The sequence below is a fragment of the Alicycliphilus denitrificans genome, assembly GCF_044792555.1.
GTDB lineage: Bacteria > Pseudomonadota > Gammaproteobacteria > Burkholderiales > Burkholderiaceae_C > Alicycliphilus > Alicycliphilus denitrificans_A.
Window position 1 is genome coordinate 476,460 of the sequence record NZ_CP126238.1, and the last position, 21,073, is coordinate 497,532.

Genomic DNA, 21,073 nt, shown 5'->3' on the forward strand with positions numbered 1-21,073 from the left:
TTGCTGGTGTAGCTTTTTTCGGAGTCGAAAAGATGGCAAAAGGTAAATTCGAACGTACCAAGCCCCACGTGAACGTGGGCACGATCGGTCACGTGGACCATGGCAAGACGACGCTGACGGCGGCCATTGCCACGGTGCTGTCCAAGAAGTTCGGCGGCGAAGCCAAGGGCTACGACCAGATCGACAACGCTCCTGAAGAAAAGGCGCGCGGCATCACCATCAACACCTCGCACGTCGAGTACGAAACGGCCAACCGCCACTATGCCCACGTGGACTGCCCCGGCCACGCCGACTATGTGAAGAACATGATCACCGGCGCCGCCCAGATGGACGGCGCCATCCTGGTGTGCTCGGCCGCCGACGGCCCGATGCCCCAGACGCGCGAGCACATCCTGCTGGCCCGCCAGGTGGGCGTGCCCTACATCATCGTGTTCCTGAACAAGTGCGACATGGTGGACGACGAAGAGCTGCTCGAGCTGGTGGAAATGGAAGTGCGCGAGCTGCTGGACAAGTACGACTTCCCCGGGGACGACACCCCCATCATCCGCGGCTCTGCCAAGCTGGCCCTGGAAGGCGACCAATCCGACAAGGGTGAGCCCGCCATCCTCAAGCTCGCCGAAGCCCTGGACACCTACATCCCCACGCCCGAGCGCGCCGTGGACGGCGCCTTCCTGATGCCCGTGGAAGACGTGTTCTCCATCTCTGGCCGCGGCACCGTGGTCACGGGTCGTGTCGAGCGCGGCATCATCAAGGTCGGCGAGGAAATCGAAATCGTCGGTATCCGCGACACGCAAAAGACCACCTGCACCGGCGTGGAAATGTTCCGCAAGCTGCTGGACCAGGGCCAGGCCGGCGACAACGTGGGCCTGCTGCTGCGCGGCACCAAGCGCGAAGACGTCGAGCGCGGCCAGGTGCTGTGCAAGCCCGGCTCCATCAAGCCGCACACCCACTTCACGGCCGAGGTGTATGTTTTGAGCAAGGACGAAGGCGGCCGCCATACGCCCTTCTTCAACAACTACCGCCCCCAGTTCTACTTCCGCACCACCGACGTGACCGGCTCCATCGAGCTGCCCGCGGACAAGGAAATGGTCATGCCCGGCGACAACGTGTCGATCACCGTCAAGCTGATCGCCCCCATCGCCATGGAAGAAGGCCTGCGTTTTGCCATCCGTGAAGGCGGCCGTACCGTCGGCGCCGGCGTCGTGGCCAAGATCATTGCGTAATTCAGGGATCAAAGGGGTATAGCTCAATTGGCAGAGCGTCGGTCTCCAAAACCGAAGGTTGTAGGTTCGATTCCTACTGCCCCTGCCACCTGATAATGGTGGTTAACAAGCCCGCCAGAATCTGGCGGGCTTCGGCGTCTTGTAAGGCGTTAGATCAAGAAGGCGAAAATCTCATCTATGGCCACTTCCCAGGTTGAAACGGTCACTACCGGTGCGGACAAGGCAAAGCTGTTCGCGGCTGTAGCTATCGTTCTTGCTTCTATTGCTGGTTTTTATGTGCTAGGCAAGCAAGGGCCCTTGGTCCAATGGGCTGCATTGCTGTTGGGGTTGGCGCTCGCCGTGGCGATGTTCTTGGTTTCTGAGCATGGCCGCCAGTTCATTGCCTTTGCGCGTGATGCATCGCGTGAGGTCAAGAAAGTGGTTTGGCCGACACGCAAGGAATCGCTGCAGATGACGGGCTATGTGTTCGCATTTGTCGTTCTAATGGCGCTCTTCCTCTGGTTTACAGACAAGACCTTGGAGTGGGTCTTGTACGATTTGATTTTGGGTTGGAGGAAGTAATGGTGGATACCGTCCAGGCCGGTGGTGATCAGCCTCCAGTGGGCGCAGCGGTGAATCCCGATCTGCGGTGGTACATCGTGCACGCCTATTCCGGAATGGAAAAAGCGGTAGAGCGCAACATTCAGGAGCGTATTGCCCGCGCGGGCATGCAGCAGAAGTTCGGCCGCATTCTGGTTCCGACCGAAGAGGTCGTGGAGATGAAGAACGGCCAGCGCAAGACGACAGAGCGTCGTTTGTTTCCTGGCTATGTGTTCGTCGAGATGGTGATGGATGACGACACTTGGCATTTGGTGAAGCACACGAGCAAGGTGACGGGGTTCGTGGGGGGAGTGAAAAACCGCCCTGCACCAATTTCTGAAGAGGAAGTTCAGAAGATCGTCAGCCAAATGCAGCAAGGCACTGACAAGCCGCGTCACAAGATCGAGTTCATGGTCGGTGAACTGGTGCGCGTCAAAGAAGGTCCTTTCACGGACTTCAATGGCTCGGTGGAAGAAGTCAACTACGAAAAGAGCCGCCTACGCGTATCGGTCATGATTTTTGGCCGTTCAACGCCCGTGGAGTTGGAGTTTGCTCAGGTCGAAAAAACATAGGCTTTTCGGCAAAGCTTGATTGGGCAAGTGAGTTCGCGTTTTTCGACTCGGCGCGATAAAAAATGAGTCGGTAACCCCGGGGAGCCTGGCTGTTCAGCCAGGCGTCATCACCCGCAAGGAGCAACTATGGCGAAGAAAATCGTCGGCTTCATCAAGCTGCAAGTGCCAGCTGGTAAGGCCAACCCGTCCCCCCCGATCGGCCCTGCGCTCGGTCAGCGCGGTCTCAACATCATGGAGTTCTGCAAGGCATTCAATGCCCAGACCCAAGGCGTTGAGCCGGGCCTGCCCCTGCCCGTGGTAATCACGGCGTTTGCCGACAAGAGTTTCACCTTCATCATCAAGACACCGCCCGCAACGGTGCTGATCAAGAAGGCCATCAAGTTGGACAAGGGCTCCTCGAATGCCAAGTCCACCAAGGTGGGAAAGATCACCCGCGAGCAGCTGGAAGAAATCGCCAAGACCAAGCTCAAGGACATGAACGCCGCCAACGTGAACGCCGCCGTGCGCACGCTGGCTGGCTCTGCCCGTTCCATGGGCGTGACGGTGGAGGGTCTCTGAAATGGCTAAGCTGACCAAGAAGCAAAAGGCCCTGCAGGGCAAGGTCGACAGCACCAAGCTGTATCCGTTTGCCGAGGCCGTGGCCCTGGTGAAGGAGGCGGCTACCGCCAAGTTCGACGAATCCATCGACGTGGCCGTGCAACTGGGCGTGGATGCCAAGAAATCCGATCAGGTGGTGCGTGGCGCCGTCGTGCTGCCCAACGGTACCGGCAAGACCTCCCGCGTGGCCGTGTTTGCGCAAGGCGCAAAGGCGGAAGAGGCCAGGGCAGCTGGTGCCGACATCGTTGGCATGGACGACCTGGCAGCCCAGGTCAAGGCCGGTGACATGCCATTCGACGTGGTGATCGCAGCCCCTGATGCCATGCGCGTTGTGGGTACCCTGGGCCAGATCCTGGGCCCGCGCGGTCTGATGCCTAACCCCAAGGTTGGCACCGTGACGCCCGACGTGGCCACGGCAGTGAAGAATGCCAAGGCCGGTCAGGTGCAATTTCGTGTCGACAAGGCAGGCATCATCCACACGACCATTGGTCGCCGCTCGTTTGGTGACGACAAGCTGCAGGGCAACCTCGTGGCCTTGATCGAGGCCTTGAACAAGGCCAAGCCTGCAACCAGCAAGGGTGTCTACCTGCGCAAGGTGGCCGTGTCCTCGACCATGGGCGTCGGCGTTCGCGTCGACACGCAAACCATCGCAGCCTGATTGCGATAGATCTTGAAGTGCTCGCAAGAGCGCTTCGGTGGTGGGCTGATGCAGCGATGCTGCATCGGGCCATCCAAGACCGTTGGTGTGCAAACCGATTGCACTTAAACCCATGAGGGCCAACGCAGATGGCGATCCCGCTGCAGATGGAAACAGATATTCCAAAACAGTTGGTCGCTGCAAACCAAGAGCGCGCACGGCTGGATTTGTCCGAAGTGCGCATATGAAGGAGTAGACCTTGAGTCTTAATCGCAGTGAGAAAGAAGCGGTCATCAATGAAGTGACCAGCCTCGCCGCTAAAGCTCAAACGCTCGTGATCGCGGAATACCGTGGCATCACGGTCGCCGACATGACCAAACTGCGCGTTGATGCTCGCAGCAAGGGTGTTTCCTTGAGTGTTCTGAAGAACACCCTGGCACGCCGTGCTGTGGCTGGCAGCCAGTTTGACGTGGTGGCCGACCAGATGACTGGTCCCTTGATCTATGGCTTCTCCGAAGACGCTGTGGCCGCCGCCAAGGTGGTGGCCGATTTCGCGAAGACCAATGACAAGCTGGTCATTCGCGGCGGCGCTTTCGCGGGCAAGGCCCTGGACGTGAACGGCGTGAAGCAACTGGCCAACATCCCTTCCAAGGAAGTGTTGCTGGCTCAGCTGTGTGGCTTGCTGATGTCGCCTATCTCCCGCACCGCCGTGGTGCTGGGTGCCCTGGCGGCCAAAAAAGGCGAAGGCGAAGCTGCTGCGGCCTGATTTCAGGCCGTGCAGTCGCATCCCCCAATCAATTGTTTTAGGAAATCAAAATGGCATTCGATAAAGACGCATTCTTGACCGCGCTGGACAGCATGACGGTCATGGAACTCAATGACCTGGTCAAGGCCATTGAAGAGAAGTTCGGCGTGAGCGCAGCCGCCATGGCCGCTCCTGCTGCAGGTGGTGGCGCTGCTGCCCCGGCTGCTGAAGAGAAGACCGAGTTCAACGTAGTGCTGACCGAAGCCGGCGCCAACAAGGTCTCCGTCATCAAGGCCGTGCGCGAAATCACGGGCCTGGGCCTGAAGGAAGCCAAGGATCTGGTGGATGGCGCACCCAAGAACGTCAAGGAAGGCATTGCCAAGGCTGACGCCGAAGCCGCCGTCAAGAAGCTGGTGGAAGCCGGCGCCAAGGCCGAACTCAAGTAATTGGGTTTGTTCCTTCGGGCTGGGGGCCTTGCAAAAGGCCTCCAGCCTTTGGTGCTTATGGAACATGTTTTCAGAGCGCACCAGAAAACCGGCTCAGGGTCGGTTTACCCAAGGCCCAAGGCCGAGGGCAAGCTCCTGAGCCAGCTTTCTAGTGTCTTCTGACCCACCCGACAGCAGAAGACGCCTTGGTTCGGGCGATGTGCAATGCATCGCCGTCCGCCATGGTTGGTAGTGGCCAACCGCCAAGCCCGCAGGCAGTGCCTTGTGGGGCAGTAGTAGTCGTCGAAGACCCCATCGTCATGTCTTTGCCCGGAGATCTCATGGCCCAAACATCCACGTACAGCTATACCGAACGCAAGCGCATCCGCAAGAGTTTCGGTAGCCGTGACAGCGTGCTCGAAGTACCCTATTTGCTGCAGATGCAGCGCGATGCCTACACCGCGTTCCTGCAGGCAGACAAGCCCGCGCAAAAGCGCAGCATCGAAGGTCTGCAGGCGGCCTTCAACTCCGCCTTCCCCATCGTCTCCCACAACGGCTTCGTGGAGATGAAATTCGTCGAATACAACCTCGCCAAGCCGGCTTTCGACGTGCGCGAGTGCCAGACGCGTGGCTTGACGTTTTCGTCTGCCGTGCGCGCCAAGGTGCAGCTCATTATTTACGACCGTGAATCGTCCACCTCCCAGAACAAGGTGGTGAAGGAGGTCAAGGAGCAAGAGGTCTACATGGGCGAGGTGCCCCTGATGACCGACAAGGGCTCGTTCATCATCAACGGCACGGAGCGCGTGATCGTCTCCCAGCTGCACCGCTCGCCGGGTGTGTTCTTCGAGCATGACAAGGGCAAGACCCACAGCTCGGGCAAGTTGCTGTTCTCGGCACGCATCATCCCCTACCGCGGCTCCTGGCTGGACTTTGAATTCGACCCCAAGGACATCCTGTATTTCCGTGTCGACCGCCGCCGCAAGATGCCGGTCACGATTCTGCTCAAGGCCATCGGCCTGAACCCGGAATCCATCCTGGCGAACTTCTTCGTCAACGACAACTTCCGCCTCATGGACAGCGGCGCACAGCTGGAGTTCGTACCCGAGCGCCTGCGCGGCGAGGTGGCGCGTTTCGACATCACCGACAAGTCCGGCAAGGTGGTGGTGGCCAAGGACAAGCGCGTCACCGCCCGCCACACCCGTGAACTGGAGCAGTCGGGCACCACGCACATCAGCGTGCCGGAGGACTTCCTGATCGGCCGTGTCGTGGCGCGCAACATCGTCGACCCCGACACCGGTGAGATTCTGGCCAAGGCCAACGAGGAGCTGACCGAGGCCTTGCTCAAGAAGCTGCGCTCGGCCGGCGTGCAGGAACTGCAGGCCATCTATACCAACGAGCTCGACCAGGGCGCCTACATCTCGCAGACGCTGCGCATCGACGAAACGGTGGATGAGTTTGCCGCGCGCGTGGCCATCTACCGCATGATGCGCCCCGGCGAGCCGCCGACGGAAGACGCCGTGCAGGCCCTGTTCCAGCGCCTGTTCTACAACCCCGACACCTACGACCTGTCGCGCGTGGGTCGCATGAAGTTCAACGCCAAGATCGGCAACAGCGAGGCCACCGGCCCCATGGTGCTGTCCAACGACGACATCCTGGCCGTGGTGAAGATCCTGGTGGACCTGCGCAACGGCAAGGGCGAGGTGGACGACATTGACCACCTGGGCAACCGCCGTGTGCGCTGCGTCGGCGAGCTGGCCGAGAACCAGTACCGCACCGGCCTGGCGCGCATCGAGAAGGCCGTGAAGGAGCGCCTGGGCCAGGCCGAGCAAGAGCCGCTGATGCCGCATGACCTGATCAACTCCAAGCCGATTTCCGCGGCCCTGAAGGAGTTCTTCGGCGCCTCGCAGCTGTCGCAGTTCATGGACCAGACGAATCCGCTGGCCGAGATCACGCACAAGCGCCGCGTCTCGGCCCTGGGCCCGGGCGGTTTGACGCGCGAGCGCGCCGGCTTCGAGGTGCGCGACGTGCACGTCACCCACTACGGCCGTGTCTGCCCTATCGAGACACCGGAAGGCCCGAACATCGGCCTGATCAACTCGCTGGCCCTGTACGCGCGCCTGAACGAATACGGCTTCATCGAGACGCCCTACCGCCGTGTGGTGGACGGCAAGGTGACGATGGAGATCGACTACCTGTCGGCCATCGAGGAAGGCAAATACATCATTGCCCAGGCCAACGCCACGCTGGACAAGGACGGCAAGCTGACTGGCGACCTGGTGTCGGCGCGTGAGAAGGGCGAATCCACCCTGGTGTCGGCCGAGCGCGTGGAATACATGGATGTGTCGCCGGCGCAGATCGTCTCGGTGGCGGCATCGCTCGTGCCCTTCCTGGAGCATGACGACGCGAACCGCGCCTTGATGGGCGCCAACATGTCGCGCCAGGCCGTGCCCGTGCTGCGTCCCGAGAAGCCCATGGTGGGCACCGGCATCGAGCGTGTCGCGGCCGTCGACTCGGGCACCGTGGTCACCGCCAAGCGCGGCGGCGTGGTGGATTATGTGGATGCCACCCGCATCGTGGTGCGCGTACATGATGCCGAAGCCGTGGCCGGCGAGGTGGGTGTGGACATCTACAACCTCATCAAGTACCAGCGTTCCAACCAGAACACCAACATCCACCAGCGCCCCATCGTCAAGCGCGGTGACGTGCTGGCCAAGGGCGACGTGATCGCCGACGGCGCCTCGACCGACCTGGGCGAGATCGCCATCGGCCAGAACATGCTGATCGCCTTCATGCCCTGGAACGGCTACAACTTCGAGGACTCGATCCTGATCAGCGAGCGCGTGGTGGCCGAAGACCGCTACACCTCGATCCACATCGAGGAACTGGTGGTGATGGCGCGCGACACCAAGCTCGGTGCCGAGGAAATCACGCGCGACATTCCGAACCTGTCGGAGCAGCAGCTGAACCGCCTGGACGAGTCCGGCATCATCTACGTCGGCGCCGAGGTGCAGCCTGGCGACACGCTGGTCGGCAAGGTCACGCCCAAGGGCGAAACCACGCTCACGCCGGAAGAAAAGCTGCTGCGCGCCATCTTCGGCGAGAAGGCGTCCGACGTGAAGGACACCTCGCTGCGTGTGGACCAGGGCAGCTCGGGCACCGTGATCGACGTGCAGGTGTTCACCCGCGAAGGCATCCAGCGCGACAAGCGCGCCCAGCAGATCATCGACGATGAGCTCAAGCGCTTCCGCCTGGACCTGAACGACCAGCTGCGCATCGTCGAGGCCGACGCCTTCGACCGTATCGAGAAGCTGCTCGTGGGCAAGGTGGCGAACGGCGGCCCGCAGAAGCTGGCCAAGGGCACGACCATCGACAAGGCCTATCTGGACGGCGTGGAGAAGTTCCACTGGTTCGACATCCGCCCGGCCGACGAGGCCGTGGCCGCGCAGCTCGAATCCATGAAGAATGCCATGGAGCAGACGCGCCACAGCTTCGACCTGGCGTTCGAGGAAAAGCGCAAGAAGCTCACGCAGGGCGACGAGCTGCCCGCGGGCGTGCTGAAGATGGTCAAGGTCTATCTGGCCGTCAAGCGCCGCCTGCAACCCGGCGACAAGATGGCCGGCCGCCACGGCAACAAGGGTGTGGTCTCGAAGATCGTTCCGGTCGAAGACATGCCCTACATGGCCGACGGCACGCCCGCCGACATCGTGCTCAATCCGCTGGGCGTGCCGTCGCGCATGAACATCGGCCAGGTGCTGGAAGTGCACCTGGGCTGGGCCGGCAAGGGCATGGGCCAGCGCATTGGCGACATGCTGCAACGCGAGGCCAAGGCGGCCGAGCTGCGTAAATACCTTGAGGAGATCTACAACTCGCGCGGCCGCAAGGAAGAGCTCTCGCAGTTCAGCGACGACGAGATCATGGCCATGGCGCGCGAGCTGACCACCGGCGTGCCCTTTGCCTCGCCCGTGTTCGACGGTGCCTCCGAGGCCGAGATCAAGGACATGCTCAAGCTGGCCTATCCCGACGACATCAAGGCGCGCAAGGGCCTGACCGACACGCGCACCCAGGCCTATCTGTACGACGGCCGCACGGGCGAGCGCTTCGAGCGCCCGACCACCATCGGCTACATGCACTACCTCAAGCTGCACCACCTTGTCGATGACAAGATGCACGCACGCTCCACCGGCCCGTACTCGCTGGTCACGCAGCAGCCGCTGGGCGGCAAGGCGCAGTTCGGCGGCCAGCGTTTCGGTGAGATGGAAGTGTGGGCGCTGGAGGCCTATGGCGCTGCCTATGTGCTGCAGGAAATGCTCACCGTGAAGTCCGACGACGTGCAGGGCCGTACCAAGGTGTACGAGTCCATCGTCAAGGGCGAACACGCCATCGAGGCCGGCATGCCGGAGTCGTTCAATGTGCTGGTCAAGGAAATCCGTTCCCTGGGCCTGGATATCGAGTTGGAACGCTCCTGATCGGGGCAGGTTTAATAGAAAAAAGTGAGCTGCTGGCGCTTGTTCATCAAGGCATTCGATGTCTTTTGATGCTCAAGCTCCCGTTTATCAAGCGCTAGCAGCTACGATTTTTGATACAAGGGAAAGAGTCACATGAAATCGCTACTCGACCTGTTCAAGCAATTCACGCCGGATGAGCATTTCGATGCCATCAAGATCGGCATGGCCTCGCCCGAGAAGATCCGTTCCTGGTCTTTCGGTGAGGTGAAGAAGCCCGAGACCATCAACTACCGCACCTTCAAGCCCGAACGTGACGGTTTGTTCTGCGCCAAGATCTTCGGCCCGATCAAGGACTACGAGTGCCTGTGCGGCAAGTACAAGCGCCTGAAGCACCGCGGCGTGATCTGCGAGAAGTGCGGCGTGGAGGTCACGCAGACCAAGGTGCGCCGCGAGCGCATGGGCCACATCGACCTGGCCGCGCCCTGTGCTCACATCTGGTTCCTGAAGAGCCTGCCCTCGCGCCTGGGCCTGGTGCTGGACATGACGCTGCGCGACATCGAGCGCGTGCTGTACTTCGAGGCCTACGTCGTCACCGACCCCGGCATGACCCCGCTGAAGAAGTTCAGCATCATGAGCGAGGACGACTACGATGCCAAGCGCAAGGAATACGGCGATGAATTCATCGCCAAGATGGGCGCCGAGGGCATCAAGGAACTGCTCGAAGGCATAGACATCGAGATCGAGATCGAGCGCCTGCGCGGCGATCTGACCGGCTCCGAGGTCAAGGTTAAGAAGAACGCCAAGCGCCTGAAGGTGCTGGAGGCCTTCCGCAAGTCCGGCATCAAGCCCGAGTGGATGGTGCTGGAAGTGCTGCCCGTGCTGCCGCCGGACCTGCGTCCGCTGGTGCCGCTCGATGGCGGGCGCTTTGCCACCTCCGACCTGAACGACCTGTACCGCCGCGTCATCAACCGCAACTCGCGCCTGCGCCGCCTGCTGGAGCTCAAGGCCCCGGAAATCATCGCGCGCAACGAAAAGCGCATGCTGCAGGAGGCCGTGGACTCGCTGCTGGACAACGGCCGCCGCGGTAAGGCCATGACCGGCGCCAACAAGCGCGCGCTGAAGTCCCTGGCCGACATGATCAAGGGCAAGGGCGGGCGTTTCCGCCAGAACCTGCTGGGCAAGCGCGTGGACTACTCGGGTCGTTCGGTGATCACCGTGGGCCCGACGCTCAAGCTGCACCAGTGCGGCCTGCCGAAGCTGATGGCGCTCGAACTCTTCAAGCCCTTCATCTTCTCGCGCCTGGAAGCCATGGGCATCGCCACCACCATCAAGGCGGCGAAGAAGGAAGTGGAAGCCGGCACGCCCGTGGTGTGGGACATCCTGGAAGAGGTCATCAAGGAGCATCCGGTCATGTTGAACCGTGCTCCCACGCTGCACCGCCTGGGCATCCAGGCCTTCGAGCCCATCCTCATCGAAGGCAAGGCCATCCAGCTGCACCCGCTGGTCTGCGCGGCCTTCAACGCCGACTTCGACGGTGACCAGATGGCCGTGCACGTGCCGCTGTCCGTCGAGGCGCAGCTGGAGGCGCGCACGCTGATGCTGGCGTCCAACAACGTGCTCTTCCCGGCCTCGGGCGAGCCCTCCATCGTGCCCTCGCAGGACGTGGTGCTGGGCCTGTACCACGCCACGCGCGAGAAGATCAACGGCAAGGGCGAGGGCATGGTGTTTACCGACACCGCCGAGGTCCAGCGCGCCCTGGATGCGGGCGAGGTCGAGCTGGCCACCAAGATCAGCGTGCGTCTGGTCGAGTGGAACAAGAACAAGGACTCGGGCGCGTTCGAGCCCGAAACCAAGCTGATCGAGACCACGGTGGGCCGCGCCCTGCTGTCCGAGATCCTGCCCAAGGGCCTGGCGTTCAGCAACCTGAACAAGGCGCTCAAGAAGAAGGAAATCTCCCGGCTCATCAACGCCAGCTTCCGCAAGTGCGGCCTGAAGGAAACCGTGGTGTTTGCCGACAAGCTGCTGCAAAACGGCTTCCGCCTGGCCACGCGTGCCGGTATTTCGATCTGCGTGGACGACATGCTGGTACCGGCGCAAAAGACCGAAATCATCGGCCGCGCCGAAAAGGAAGTGAAGGAAATCGAGCAGCAGTACGTCTCCGGCCTGGTCACGGCCGGCGAGCGCTACAACAAGGTGGTGGACATCTGGGGCAAGGCCGGCGATGACATCTCCAAGGTCATGATGGATCACCTGAAGAAGGAAAAGACCATCGACCGCCACGGCAAGGAGGTGGACCAGGAATCCTTCAACTCCATCTACATGATGGCCGACTCGGGTGCCCGCGGTAGCGCGGCGCAGATCCGCCAGCTGGCCGGCATGCGCGGCCTGATGGCCAAGCCCGATGGCTCCATCATCGAGACCCCCATCACGGCCAACTTCCGTGAAGGCCTGAACGTGCTGCAGTACTTCATCTCCACGCACGGCGCCCGCAAGGGCCTGGCTGACACGGCGCTGAAGACCGCGAACTCCGGCTACCTGACGCGCCGCCTGGTGGACGTGACGCAGGACCTGGTGGTGACCGAGGACGATTGCGGCACCTCCAATGGCTCGCTGATGCGCGCCATCGTCGAGGGCGGCGAGGTCATCGAGTCGCTGCGCGAACGTATCCTCGGCCGTGTCGTGGCCGAAGACGTGCTGGATCCCGAAACGCGTGACGTGCTGGTGGCTGCGGGCCGCATGCTGGACGAAGACACGATCGAGGAGATCGAGACCGCCGGCGTGGACGAGGTCAAGGTGCGCACCGCGCTGACCTGCGAGACCCGCTACGGCCTGTGCGCCAAGTGCTACGGCCGCGACCTGGGCCGCGGCGGCCTGATCAACCTCGGCGAGGCCGTGGGTGTGATCGCCGCCCAGTCCATCGGCGAGCCCGGCACGCAGCTGACCATGCGTACCTTCCACATCGGTGGCGCGGCTTCGCGTGCGGCCATCGCCTCCAGCGTCGAGGCCAAGTCCAACGGCGTCATCGCCTTCAACGCCACGATGCGCTACGTGACCAACACCAAGGGCGAGCTGGTGGTGATCGCCCGCTCGGGTGAGGTCATCATCCAGGACGAGCATGGCCGCGAGCGCGAGCGCCACAAGGTGCCTTATGGCGCGACGCTGACGGTGAAGGCCGACCAGCAGATCAAGGCCGGCACCATCCTGGCCAACTGGGATCCGCTGACGCGCCCCATCATCACGGAATTCGCCGGCCAGGCGAAGTTCGAGAACGTGGAAGAGGGCCTCACCGTGGCCAAGCAGGTGGACGATGTCACCGGCCTGTCTACGCTGGTGGTGATCGACCCCAAGCGCCGCGGCTCGGCCAAGGTGGTGCGCCCGCTGGTCAAGCTGATCGACGCCAATGGCCAGGAGGTGAAGATTCCGGGCACCGACCACGCGGTGGCCATCGGCTTCCAGATTGGCGCGCTGATCCAGGTGCGCGACGGCCAGGAAGTGGGCCCCGGCGAGGTGCTGGCGCGTATCCCCGTGGAAGGCCAGAAGACGCGCGACATCACCGGCGGTCTGCCGCGCGTGGCCGAGCTGTTCGAGGCCCGCAGCCCCAAGGACAAGGGCATGCTGGCCGAGATGACCGGCACCATCTCCTTCGGCAAGGAAACCAAGGGCAAGGTGCGCCTGCAGATCACCGACCCCGAAGGCCATGTCTGGGACGAGCTGGTGCCCAAGGAAAAGAACGTGCTGGTGCACGAAGGCCAGGTGGTCAACAAGGGCGAGCTGATCGTCGACGGCCCGGCCGATCCGCAGGACATCCTGCGCCTCTTGGGCATCGAGGAGCTGGCACGCTACATCGTCGATGAAGTGCAGGACGTGTACCGCTTGCAGGGCGTGAAGATCAACGACAAGCACATCGAGGTCATCGTGCGCCAGATGCTGCGCCGCGTCGTGGTCGAGGCCCCGGGCGAGACCGGCTACATCCAGGGCGAGCAGGTCGAGCGCTCGGAGATCCTCAACACGAACGAGGCGGCGCAGAGGGATGGCAAGATCCCGGCCACCTACTCCAACGTGCTGCTGGGCATCACCAAGGCCTCGCTGTCCACCGACTCCTTCATCTCCGCGGCCTCGTTCCAGGAGACGACGCGCGTGCTGACCGAGGCGGCCATCATGGGCAAGCGCGACGAGCTGCGCGGCCTGAAGGAAAACGTCATCGTGGGCCGCCTGATCCCCGCCGGCACGGGCCTGGCCTACCACCAGGCACGCAAGGCCAAGGACGCCATGGACGAGGCCGAGCGCCGCGCCATCGCCGAGGCCGAGGCCGAGGAGCTGGCCAATGCCGGTGCCGAAGGTGCGGCCGCCGAGCTTGACGGCAGCGCCGACCTGGCCGACTAAACGGCCGGCCCCGCCGCTCGTATGCGGGCAGTGAATGCTCCCGGCTTGCCAGTCTGGCGGGTCGGGAGTTTCTTTTTGGCAGCCACCGCCTGGCGGGGCCGATGGCCATGCGCCAGCCGGCGCCCTGGGCCGTGAATATATGTGGACCTCCTGGATCTTCCTGGCGCTGCTGCTGTTTTGGGCGGTGGGAGCCTACAACCGGCTGATTCGCCTGCGCTCGGTGGCATTGCAGGCCTTTGGGGTGCTGGATGCGCAGCTGCTGCGCTGGATCGCCCTGCTGGCGGAATACGAGGCGACGCGGGCTGCGCCGCAAGAGCCCGGTGCGCTCCCGGACCGTGCCAGCGATGCGCATGCAGCCCTGGAGGCGGCAGCGACACAGCTGGGCGCCTCGCTCGCCGCGGCGCGTGCGCGGCCGTTGGATGAGGGTGCGGCAGCGGCGCTGGCGGCGGCAGCCCAGGTGCTGGACACGGCCTGGCAGGCCATGGTGCACGAGGCCGCATGGGCCGGCCAGGGCGTGGCGCCACCCGCCCTGGCGCCCTGGATACATCGGCGCGAGCAGCTGGCCCTGCACACCGGGGAGGCCAGGCGCCAGTTCAATGAGGCGGTCATGCAATACAACCATGGCATTGCGCAGTTCCCGGCCAGCCTGCTGGCCTGGCTGTTCGGCATGAAGAAGGGGCGTACGCTGTGACAGGCACCCATGCATCACTATCTAGCGGGGCCCCATCGGCTGCATTGAGCCGGCTGCTGGAGGCCACCGCCACGGCGCTGCAGTCCATACGCGCCGGCCAGTCGGGCACGGCCGCTCTCGACGCCACCCAGGCCGCCCTGCGCCCGGGCGTGCAGGCGCTGCTGTTCCAGGTGCTGCGCAACCTGGGGCGCGCCCAGGCACTGCGCAGCCAACTGGCGCCGCGCAAGCCGCCGCCTTGGGTGGACGCCCTGCTCTGCACCGCGCTGGCGCTGGCCTGGGATGCCGAGGCCGCGCCCTATGAGCCCTTCACCCTGGTGAATCAGGCGGTGGAGGCCGCCAAGCGCAACCCGTCGGCACGGGCCCAGGCGGCGTTCATCAATGCCAGCCTGCGGCGTTTCTTGCGCGAGCGCCAGGCCCTGGTGGCGGCCACGCAGGGCGATGAGGTCGCCGTATGGAACCACCCCGCATGGTGGATCAAGCAGCTGCGCCGCGACCATCCGCAGCAGTGGCAGCACATCTTGCAGGCCAACAATGCGCCGGCGCCCATGGTGCTCAGGGTTTCTCGATCAAAAACGACTCCAGCGCTTTACCAGAAAGCGCTTGCAGCTATCAATATTAATAGTCAATTGATGGGTGACTGGGGCCTGGTCCTGGGCCGTCCCGTGCCCGTGGCGCAATTGCCCGGTTTTGACCAGGGCCTGGTCTCGGTGCAGGATGCGGCCGCCCAGCTGGCGGCGCCGCTGCTGCTCGATGGACTGGATGCGGGACGGCCCCTGCGCCTGCTGGACGCCTGCGCCGCGCCCGGCGGCAAAACGGCGCATCTGCTCGAGTGGGCCGCGGCACTGCAGGCTCCGTGGCAGGTCACGGCGCTGGAGGTGGATGCGGCGCGCGCCGAGCGCATCCATGACAACCTGCGCCGCCTAGGCTTGCAGGCCCAGGTACTGGTGGCCGATGCGGGCGCGCCCCAGGATGGGTGGCTCCAGGCCAGTGGTGGCGAGCCCTTCGACGCCATCCTGCTTGATGCCCCGTGCACGGCTTCGGGCATCGTGCGCCGCCATCCCGATGTACGCTGGCTGCGCCGGGCCGGCGACGTGGCCCAGCTGGCCGCGCTGCAGGCGCGCCTGCTGGCCGCGCTGTGGCCGCTGCTGCGTGCCGGCGGGCGCATGCTGTACTGCACCTGCTCGGTGTTCCGCGCCGAGGGCGATGAGCAGGTCCGGGCGTTTCTTGCACACAACACCGATGCGCGTTTGCTGCCTTCTCCAGGCCACTTATTCCCCGGCGGCACGGACAAGCGCGATGCGCTCCAGGACAATGGACCGGGTGAACACGACGGTTTCTTTTACGCATTGCTGCAAAAAACCGCCTGAGCGCTCATCGCTCTGGCGTGCCGCCCTGGCCTGCCTGCTGGCCCTGTGGCTGGCCGCGCCGCTCGCGCAGGCGCAAAACCATGGCGAGGTCAGCGACCTGCAGCTGCAGCGCTCGGCCGATGGCCTGTATCTCACGGCCGCGTTGCAGCTGGAGTTGCCCGAGGTGGTGCAGGATGCGCTCTACAAGGGCATCTCCATGCTCTTCATCACCGAGGCCGAGGTGCTGCGCCAGCGCTGGTATTGGTCGGACAAGGTCGTAGTCCGGGCCACGCGCTTTCTGCGCCTGAGCTACCAGCCCCTGACGCGCCGCTGGCGCCTGGCCCAGTCGCCGGTGCCGTTTGCGGCGACGGGCCTCGGGGTATCGCTGGGACAAAACTTTGATGACCTGTCAGAGGCGCTGGCGGCCATGCAGCGCGTTGCGCGCTGGAAGATCGCGGAGGAGGGGGCTCTCGACGAAGGCACGCCCTACGAGGTGAACTTCCAGTTCCGCCTGGACATGTCCCAGTTGCCACGGCCGCTGCAGCTCGGGGCCGTGGGCCGATCAAACTGGAATATTGCGCTCTCGCGCAGCATGCGCCTGCCCGCCGTGGAGGCCGCGCGATGAGCACGCCCGAGCCGCGTCCCGCAGCCTCGGCGCGCCGGGCCGCCAGCCGTGCACGATCCACCCGCTGGGCCCTGGGCCTGGGGGTGGGCGTGATGAGTGCCATCGGCCTGGTGCTGCTGTTTCTGCTCACCCTGGCCACCAACAATCGCGTCCTGTACGAGCGCAACTTCACCTGGCTGCTGGCCGTGAACGTGCTGGTGGCCCTGGTGCTGCTGTCGGTGCTGATCTGGGGCGCGGTGCGCCTGGGCGTGCGTGTCAGGCGTGGGCGCTTCGGCAGTCACCTGCTGATCAAGCTGGCGGCCATCTTCGGGCTGGTGGGCGTGGTGCCGGGACTGCTGGTCTACGTCGTGTCCTACCAGTTCGTCTCGCGCTCTATCGAGAGCTGGTTCGACGTCAAGGTCGAGGGCGCATTGACGGCTGGCGTGAGCCTGGCGCGCGTCACGCTGGACACCATCGCCAGCGACCTGGCCACCAAGACACGCAGCGCCAGCAGCCAGCTCTCCCAGGTGCCCGACGCCGCGGCCGGCCTGGTGCTCGAGCGCATGCGCGACCAGCTCGGCGCTACCGACCTGGTGTTGTGGAATGCGGCAGGCCAGGCCGTGGCTGGCGTTGGCCAATCGCGCTACTCCCTCAACCCCGAGCGCCCGAGCGCCCAGCAGTTCCGCATGGCGCGCCAGGACCGCATCAGCTTTCAGATCGAGGGGCTGGACGACATCACCGACCCCATGGCGGCAGAAAACGCCCGCGTACGCGCCCTGGTGCTGATGGCCAACCCCGGCGTGGGCTTGCTGGCCGAGCCACGCTATGTGCAGGCCACGCTGCCGCTGCCCCAGGCCCTGGTGGCCAATGCCATTGCGGTGCAGGAGGCCAATCGCGAGTACCAGGAGCGCGCACTGGCCCGCGGCGGCCTGCGGCGCATGTACATAGGCACGCTGACGCTGGCCCTGTTCCTGGCCGTGTTTGGTGCGGTGCTGCTGGCCGTGGTGCTGGGCAACCAGCTGGCGCGCCCGTTGCTGGTGCTGGCCGACGGTGTGCGCGAGGTAGCCGCCGGCAACCTGGGCCCGAAGGCGGCGCTGCAGGGCCAGGACGAGCTGGGTGGACTCACGCGCGCCTTCGCCCTCATGACCCAGCAGCTGGCCGATGCGCGTGCGGCCGTGGAGCACAGCATGGGTGAACTGGATGCCGCGCGCAGCAACCTGCAGACCATTCTGGACAACCTCACGGCAGGCGTGATCGTGCTCGATCGGCTGGGCGTCATCCAGTCTTCCAACCCGGGCGCCACGCGCATCCTGCGTGCGCCACTGGCGGCCTACGAGGGCAAGCACTTGGCCGAAGTGCCGGGGCTGACGGAATTTGCGACCACGGTGCAGCAGCATTTCGACAGCTTTGCCCTCGAGCGCGATCACCACGGGCTGGATCATTGGCAGCATGCGTTTGAGCTGCATGTCTCGGGCAATGGCTTGAGCGTGCAGGGGACCAGCCTGGTGGCCCGCGGGGCAGAGCTGCCGAATCACGAGCGCCTGCTGGTGTTCGACGATATTTCCGAGATCGTCTCGGCCCAGCGCGCCCAGGCCTGGGGCGAGGTGGCACGGCGCCTGGCGCACGAGATCAAGAATCCGCTGACGCCCATACAGCTGTCGGCCGAGCGCCTGGAACTCAAGCTCGGTGGCAAACTGTCCGGCGCGGAGCAGGCCGTGCTGACCAAGTCGGTGAAGACCATCGTCGATCAGGTCGACGCCATGAAGCGCCTCGTCAATGAGTTTCGCGACTACGCCCGCCTGCCCGCAGCCGTGCTCCAGCCACTGGACCTCAACGCCCTGGTGGCCGACGTGCTGCACCTGTACGGTGCAGAGACCGCCCGGGTACCCGTACAGGCCGAGCTCGACCCGCGCTGTCCACGCATCATGGGCGACGCGCAACAGCTGCGCCAGGTGGTGCACAACCTGCTGCAGAACGCGCAGGACGCCACCATGCAGGCCGCCGAGCAGCAGGGCGCGTTGCAGGCGGCCGTGAACATCAGCACGCGCTGGAGCGAATCGGCGCAGCGCGTGCGGCTGACGGTCTCGGATTGCGGGCCGGGCTTTCCGCCGCATATCCTGCAACGTGCTTTCGAGCCCTATGTCACGACCAAGGTCCGCGGCACCGGGCTGGGCCTGGCGGTGGTCAAGAAAATCGTCGATGAACACGGAGCACGCATTGATCTGGCCAACCGCCTGGAAGGCAAGACGGTGACGGGCGCGCAAGTGTCGCTATCATTCGCCCCTGAGACGGTGGTGGCGCTCTAACAACACCGTGGTAGGCGCAGTAAGGGTGCATTTACATACATGGCAAACATTCTGGTAGTCGACGACGAACTGGGTATCCGGGATCTGTTGTCCGAAATCCTGAACGACGAGGGGCACAGTGTGGACCTGGCGGAAAACGCCATGCAGGCGCGCAATGCGCGCCAGTCCAGCAACTACGATCTGGTGCTGCTCGACATCTGGATGCCTGACACCGATGGCGTATCACTGCTCAAGGAATGGGCCATGGCCGGTACCTTGAGCATGCCTGTGATCATGATGAGCGGTCACGCCACGATAGACACAGCCGTGGAGGCCACGCGCATCGGGGCGATCTCGTTCCTTGAAAAACCCATCGCGATGCAAAAGCTGCTCAAGGCCGTGGAGCAAGGGCTGGCGCGCAGTAGCGGTGCGCAGCAGGCCGCCTCAGCGCCCGCGCATGTGCCCGCAGGCCTACCGTCTGGCGTGGTCGCCATGGGTAATGGCGCACAGTCTGTGGTGCATGCAATAGAGATAGCCGAGCAGTTGCCGGTATCGCACCAGGGCTTCAACCTTGATCGACCGCTGCGGGAGGCACGTGACGGCTTTGAAAAAGCCTATTTCGAATTCCACCTGGCCCGTGAAGGGGGCTCCATGACCCGTGTAGCGGAAAAAACGGGACTGGAACGCACCCACCTGTATCGCAAGTTGCGCCAGCTGGGTGTGGACTTGGGGCGCAACAAGCGCAATGGCTGATTCCGCGTAATTTTTCGAAATTTGGGATGATCTTGATTTTTTTAAGGTTAGAATCAAAAGCTCAGGCCCGGTAGCTCAGTCGGTAGAGCAGAGGATTGAAAATCCTTGTGTCGGCGGTTCGATTCCGTCCCAGGCCACCAAAAATTCCCTAAGCGCGACAAGTGCTTGGGAAAGACGGCGACTTCAGAAGAGTCGCCGTTTTGCTTTCCGGGGCGGATTTGTGCAGCTCGCTGTGCAAGTCCCCGATGCGGCCGGGTGCGGGATTTTGCGCAGCACAGTGCGAAATTGCTGCTCATTGCCGCAAAGGTTAAAGCGCTTCGCTTCACGTGACTCTCATTTTTGGAGTCACCATGACCGAGTTTTCCCGCCCTTTCGCTTGCAAACCCACCGGCGCGCCGCGCACCCCTTCGCTGCCCTATCGTCATGGCAAGGGCTGGGCCATCCGGCGCTCCTACAAGGGGCACGCGCTGTTTCTGAGCGGCTTCAGCACCGCAGCGGCTGCGTCCAAAGCGATGCGCCAGCAACAGCAGGATATCGATGGCCAGCAAAAGCCAGCGGGTTTCGGCCCCGAGCGCAGCTGCCTTGCGCAGGCGATGCAGGACTATGCACTGGAGCGCCTGCCGTTCAAGAAAGGTGCCGTGCAGGAGGTGCGTCGCATCAACGCTTACCCTGTCGGCCGTACGGTGGTGAATGGGCCGCACCTTCAGATCCACTGTCTTGAGCGAGCGAAACGCCCGCTCCACATGGGCCAGGTTCTTGTAGTTGCGCACGCACTCGGCCCCATCCATCCGATCCGCCTCCACCGAGGTGCGGATGATGTACACGCCATCGAGCGCCGCCTCGGCCGCAATGGCCTCGCGCTTGCGCGTGAAGGTCAGTGAGTCGGCACCAATTGACCACCTTGCTCACCCGTAGGCCAATGGCGTCCTGGCCGCCCAGCTTGCCCAGCTGGGGATTGCGGCAGGCCACCAGCCGCTCGCCCGGATAGTCGGGCGAGGACAGCTCCAGCAGATTGCGCTCATCGAACAAATCGAGCTGCAACTGCCCTTGCTCTACCAGCGTGCGGATGGATGCGCTCTTGAGGGCCGTGATCCAGGCAATGCCATTGTCCTGGCCCGCGCCCGCGTCCAAGCCAACACCGGCGCGCATCTCCTCAATGGCCCGGCTGGAGATCATGCCGCGGTCGCCCACCATCACCATCTGCTGCACGCCAAACTGCTCGCGCAGGCGTCTGACCTCGGGCAGGAAGGTCTGGCTGTCGGCCACATTGCCCTCGTGCACCGAGACGGCCACCGGGCAGCAACTGCCCTCCACATAGCTCGAAGACAGGTCGTAGAGCACCAAGGAGCCTTCACCCAGGTGGCGGCGGCTGAGCTTCTTCTGGATCCTGTCCTGGCGCTCGAGCAGCCAATCCATGGCCAGCACCAAATCGCGCTCGCGGCAGGGTTTGGCGGCCACAAGCGAGGCAAAGTCCAGGCGCTGCATGACCAGGCTGATGGCTTGCACATGGCCGTGGGAGCGCGAAGCGGTGATCTCAAAGGCCTGGCCCAGCGGCACAAAGGTCTCGCCCTGCAGCGAGCGGCGGATGAGGTCGATGAACTCCTCGGGCAGGTGCGAGAGATTGCCCAGGGTCTCGTTCTTGACGACGCCATCCTCGCGGTAGCTGCGCCGCAGCAGGTGGGTGCGGTAGACCCGATCCTTGTACTTGCGTGTCGTGGTGACGACGTGGGCTGTTCCGGTGCGAGCAGGCCTTACCGAATGCATAGGCGATAACTCGCCTGCATGCAA

15 protein-coding genes and 2 tRNA genes are annotated in these 21,073 nt (G+C 63.8%); 16 read left to right on the plus strand and 1 reads right to left on the minus strand.

From position 1 onward, the window contains the following. Positions 1-32 precede the first annotated feature (32 nt). From tuf to P7644_RS02370, 16 genes are all read left to right on the plus strand, one after another. On the plus strand, positions 33-1,223 hold the full coding sequence (gene tuf, locus P7644_RS02295) for an elongation factor Tu (protein ID WP_317700467.1): 1,191 nt from the start codon (positions 33-35) through the stop codon (positions 1,221-1,223). Between the two features lie 12 nt (positions 1,224-1,235). Further along, positions 1,236-1,311: transfer RNA gene (locus P7644_RS02300), tRNA-Trp, on the plus strand. Positions 1,312-1,400: 89 nt separating this feature from the next. After that, the gene (secE, locus tag P7644_RS02305) at positions 1,401-1,784 is read left to right on the plus strand and encodes a preprotein translocase subunit SecE (RefSeq protein WP_404301391.1); all 384 of its coding nucleotides are present in this window, start codon (positions 1,401-1,403) and stop codon (positions 1,782-1,784) included. Next, entirely contained in the window at positions 1,784-2,374 is a 591-nt protein-coding gene (gene nusG / locus P7644_RS02310; RefSeq protein ID WP_404301392.1) for a transcription termination/antitermination protein NusG, read from the plus strand. The genes secE and nusG overlap by 1 nt, the downstream gene beginning before the upstream one ends. A 126-nt stretch (positions 2,375-2,500) precedes the next feature. Next, positions 2,501-2,932 carry a 50S ribosomal protein L11 gene (gene rplK / locus P7644_RS02315; RefSeq protein WP_404301393.1) on the plus strand — a complete coding sequence of 144 codons (432 nt, stop codon included), beginning with the start codon at positions 2,501-2,503 and terminating at the stop codon, positions 2,930-2,932. 1 nt (position 2,933) lies between these two features. Further along, positions 2,934-3,629: a 50S ribosomal protein L1 gene (gene rplA / locus P7644_RS02320; protein ID WP_404301394.1), complete on the plus strand. Its 696-nt coding sequence runs from the start codon at positions 2,934-2,936 to the stop codon at positions 3,627-3,629. A 238-nt stretch (positions 3,630-3,867) separates the two neighbouring features. Further along, positions 3,868-4,374 (plus strand): 50S ribosomal protein L10, encoded by a 507-nt coding sequence (gene rplJ, locus P7644_RS02325; RefSeq protein WP_011797539.1) that lies wholly within the window; start codon positions 3,868-3,870, stop codon positions 4,372-4,374. Between the two features lie 50 nt (positions 4,375-4,424). Then, entirely contained in the window at positions 4,425-4,799 is a 375-nt protein-coding gene (gene rplL / locus P7644_RS02330) for a 50S ribosomal protein L7/L12 (RefSeq protein WP_404301395.1), read from the plus strand. Positions 4,800-5,119: 320 nt separating this feature from the next. After that, complete coding sequence (rpoB, locus tag P7644_RS02335) at positions 5,120-9,244, plus strand: DNA-directed RNA polymerase subunit beta (protein ID WP_404301396.1); 4,125 nt, start codon at positions 5,120-5,122, stop codon at positions 9,242-9,244. Positions 9,245-9,376: 132 nt separating this feature from the next. Further along, positions 9,377-13,606, plus strand: a complete 4,230-nt coding sequence (gene rpoC, locus P7644_RS02340) for a DNA-directed RNA polymerase subunit beta' (RefSeq protein WP_404301397.1) — start codon at positions 9,377-9,379, stop codon at positions 13,604-13,606. A gap of 139 nt (positions 13,607-13,745) precedes the next feature. Next, the gene (locus P7644_RS02345) at positions 13,746-14,297 is read left to right on the plus strand and encodes a LemA family protein (RefSeq protein ID WP_404301398.1); all 552 of its coding nucleotides are present in this window, start codon (positions 13,746-13,748) and stop codon (positions 14,295-14,297) included. A gap of 44 nt (positions 14,298-14,341) precedes the next feature. Beyond that, positions 14,342-15,664, plus strand: coding sequence for a 16S rRNA (cytosine(967)-C(5))-methyltransferase RsmB (gene rsmB / locus P7644_RS02350; protein ID WP_404301399.1), 1,323 nt, complete (start codon positions 14,342-14,344; stop codon positions 15,662-15,664). Further along, positions 15,609-16,268: a DUF4390 domain-containing protein gene (locus P7644_RS02355; RefSeq protein WP_404303104.1), complete on the plus strand. Its 660-nt coding sequence runs from the start codon at positions 15,609-15,611 to the stop codon at positions 16,266-16,268. The genes rsmB and P7644_RS02355 overlap by 56 nt, the downstream gene beginning before the upstream one ends. Further along, the gene (locus P7644_RS02360; protein ID WP_404301400.1) at positions 16,265-18,553 is read left to right on the plus strand and encodes an ATP-binding protein; all 2,289 of its coding nucleotides are present in this window, start codon (positions 16,265-16,267) and stop codon (positions 18,551-18,553) included. Before P7644_RS02355 ends, P7644_RS02360 begins: the two co-directional genes overlap by 4 nt. Positions 18,554-18,592: 39 nt before the next feature. Then, entirely contained in the window at positions 18,593-19,285 is a 693-nt protein-coding gene (locus tag P7644_RS02365; RefSeq protein WP_404301401.1) for a response regulator, read from the plus strand. Between the two features lie 64 nt (positions 19,286-19,349). Next, positions 19,350-19,425: transfer RNA gene (locus P7644_RS02370), tRNA-Phe, on the plus strand. 517 nt (positions 19,426-19,942) lie between these two features. Here the strand turns inward: P7644_RS02370 and P7644_RS02375 are convergent. Next, the gene (locus P7644_RS02375; RefSeq protein ID WP_404301402.1) at positions 19,943-21,049 is read right to left on the minus strand and encodes a hypothetical protein; all 1,107 of its coding nucleotides are present in this window, start codon (positions 21,047-21,049) and stop codon (positions 19,943-19,945) included. Positions 21,050-21,073 lie beyond the last annotated feature (24 nt).

What these genes read in the sequence shown, in the direction of transcription:
- tuf (WP_317700467.1), top strand. Translation starts at nt 33, where the DNA reads ATGGCAAAAGGTAAATTCGAACGTACCAAGCCCCACGTGAACGTGGGC.
- secE (WP_404301391.1), top strand. Translation starts at nt 1,401, where the DNA reads ATGGCCACTTCCCAGGTTGAAACGGTCACTACCGGTGCGGACAAGGCA.
- nusG (WP_404301392.1), top strand. Translation starts at nt 1,784, where the DNA reads ATGGTGGATACCGTCCAGGCCGGTGGTGATCAGCCTCCAGTGGGCGCA.
- rplK (WP_404301393.1), top strand. Translation starts at nt 2,501, where the DNA reads ATGGCGAAGAAAATCGTCGGCTTCATCAAGCTGCAAGTGCCAGCTGGT.
- rplA (WP_404301394.1), top strand. Translation starts at nt 2,934, where the DNA reads ATGGCTAAGCTGACCAAGAAGCAAAAGGCCCTGCAGGGCAAGGTCGAC.
- rplL (WP_404301395.1), top strand. Translation starts at nt 4,425, where the DNA reads ATGGCATTCGATAAAGACGCATTCTTGACCGCGCTGGACAGCATGACG.
- rpoB (WP_404301396.1), top strand. Translation starts at nt 5,120, where the DNA reads ATGGCCCAAACATCCACGTACAGCTATACCGAACGCAAGCGCATCCGC.
- rpoC (WP_404301397.1), top strand. Translation starts at nt 9,377, where the DNA reads ATGAAATCGCTACTCGACCTGTTCAAGCAATTCACGCCGGATGAGCAT.
- P7644_RS02345 (WP_404301398.1), top strand. Translation starts at nt 13,746, where the DNA reads ATGTGGACCTCCTGGATCTTCCTGGCGCTGCTGCTGTTTTGGGCGGTG.
- P7644_RS02355 (WP_404303104.1), top strand. Translation starts at nt 15,609, where the DNA reads ATGGACCGGGTGAACACGACGGTTTCTTTTACGCATTGCTGCAAAAAA.
- P7644_RS02360 (WP_404301400.1), top strand. Translation starts at nt 16,265, where the DNA reads ATGAGCACGCCCGAGCCGCGTCCCGCAGCCTCGGCGCGCCGGGCCGCC.
- P7644_RS02365 (WP_404301401.1), top strand. Translation starts at nt 18,593, where the DNA reads ATGGCAAACATTCTGGTAGTCGACGACGAACTGGGTATCCGGGATCTG.
- P7644_RS02375 (WP_404301402.1), bottom strand. Translation starts at nt 21,049, where the DNA reads ATGCATTCGGTAAGGCCTGCTCGCACCGGAACAGCCCACGTCGTCACC.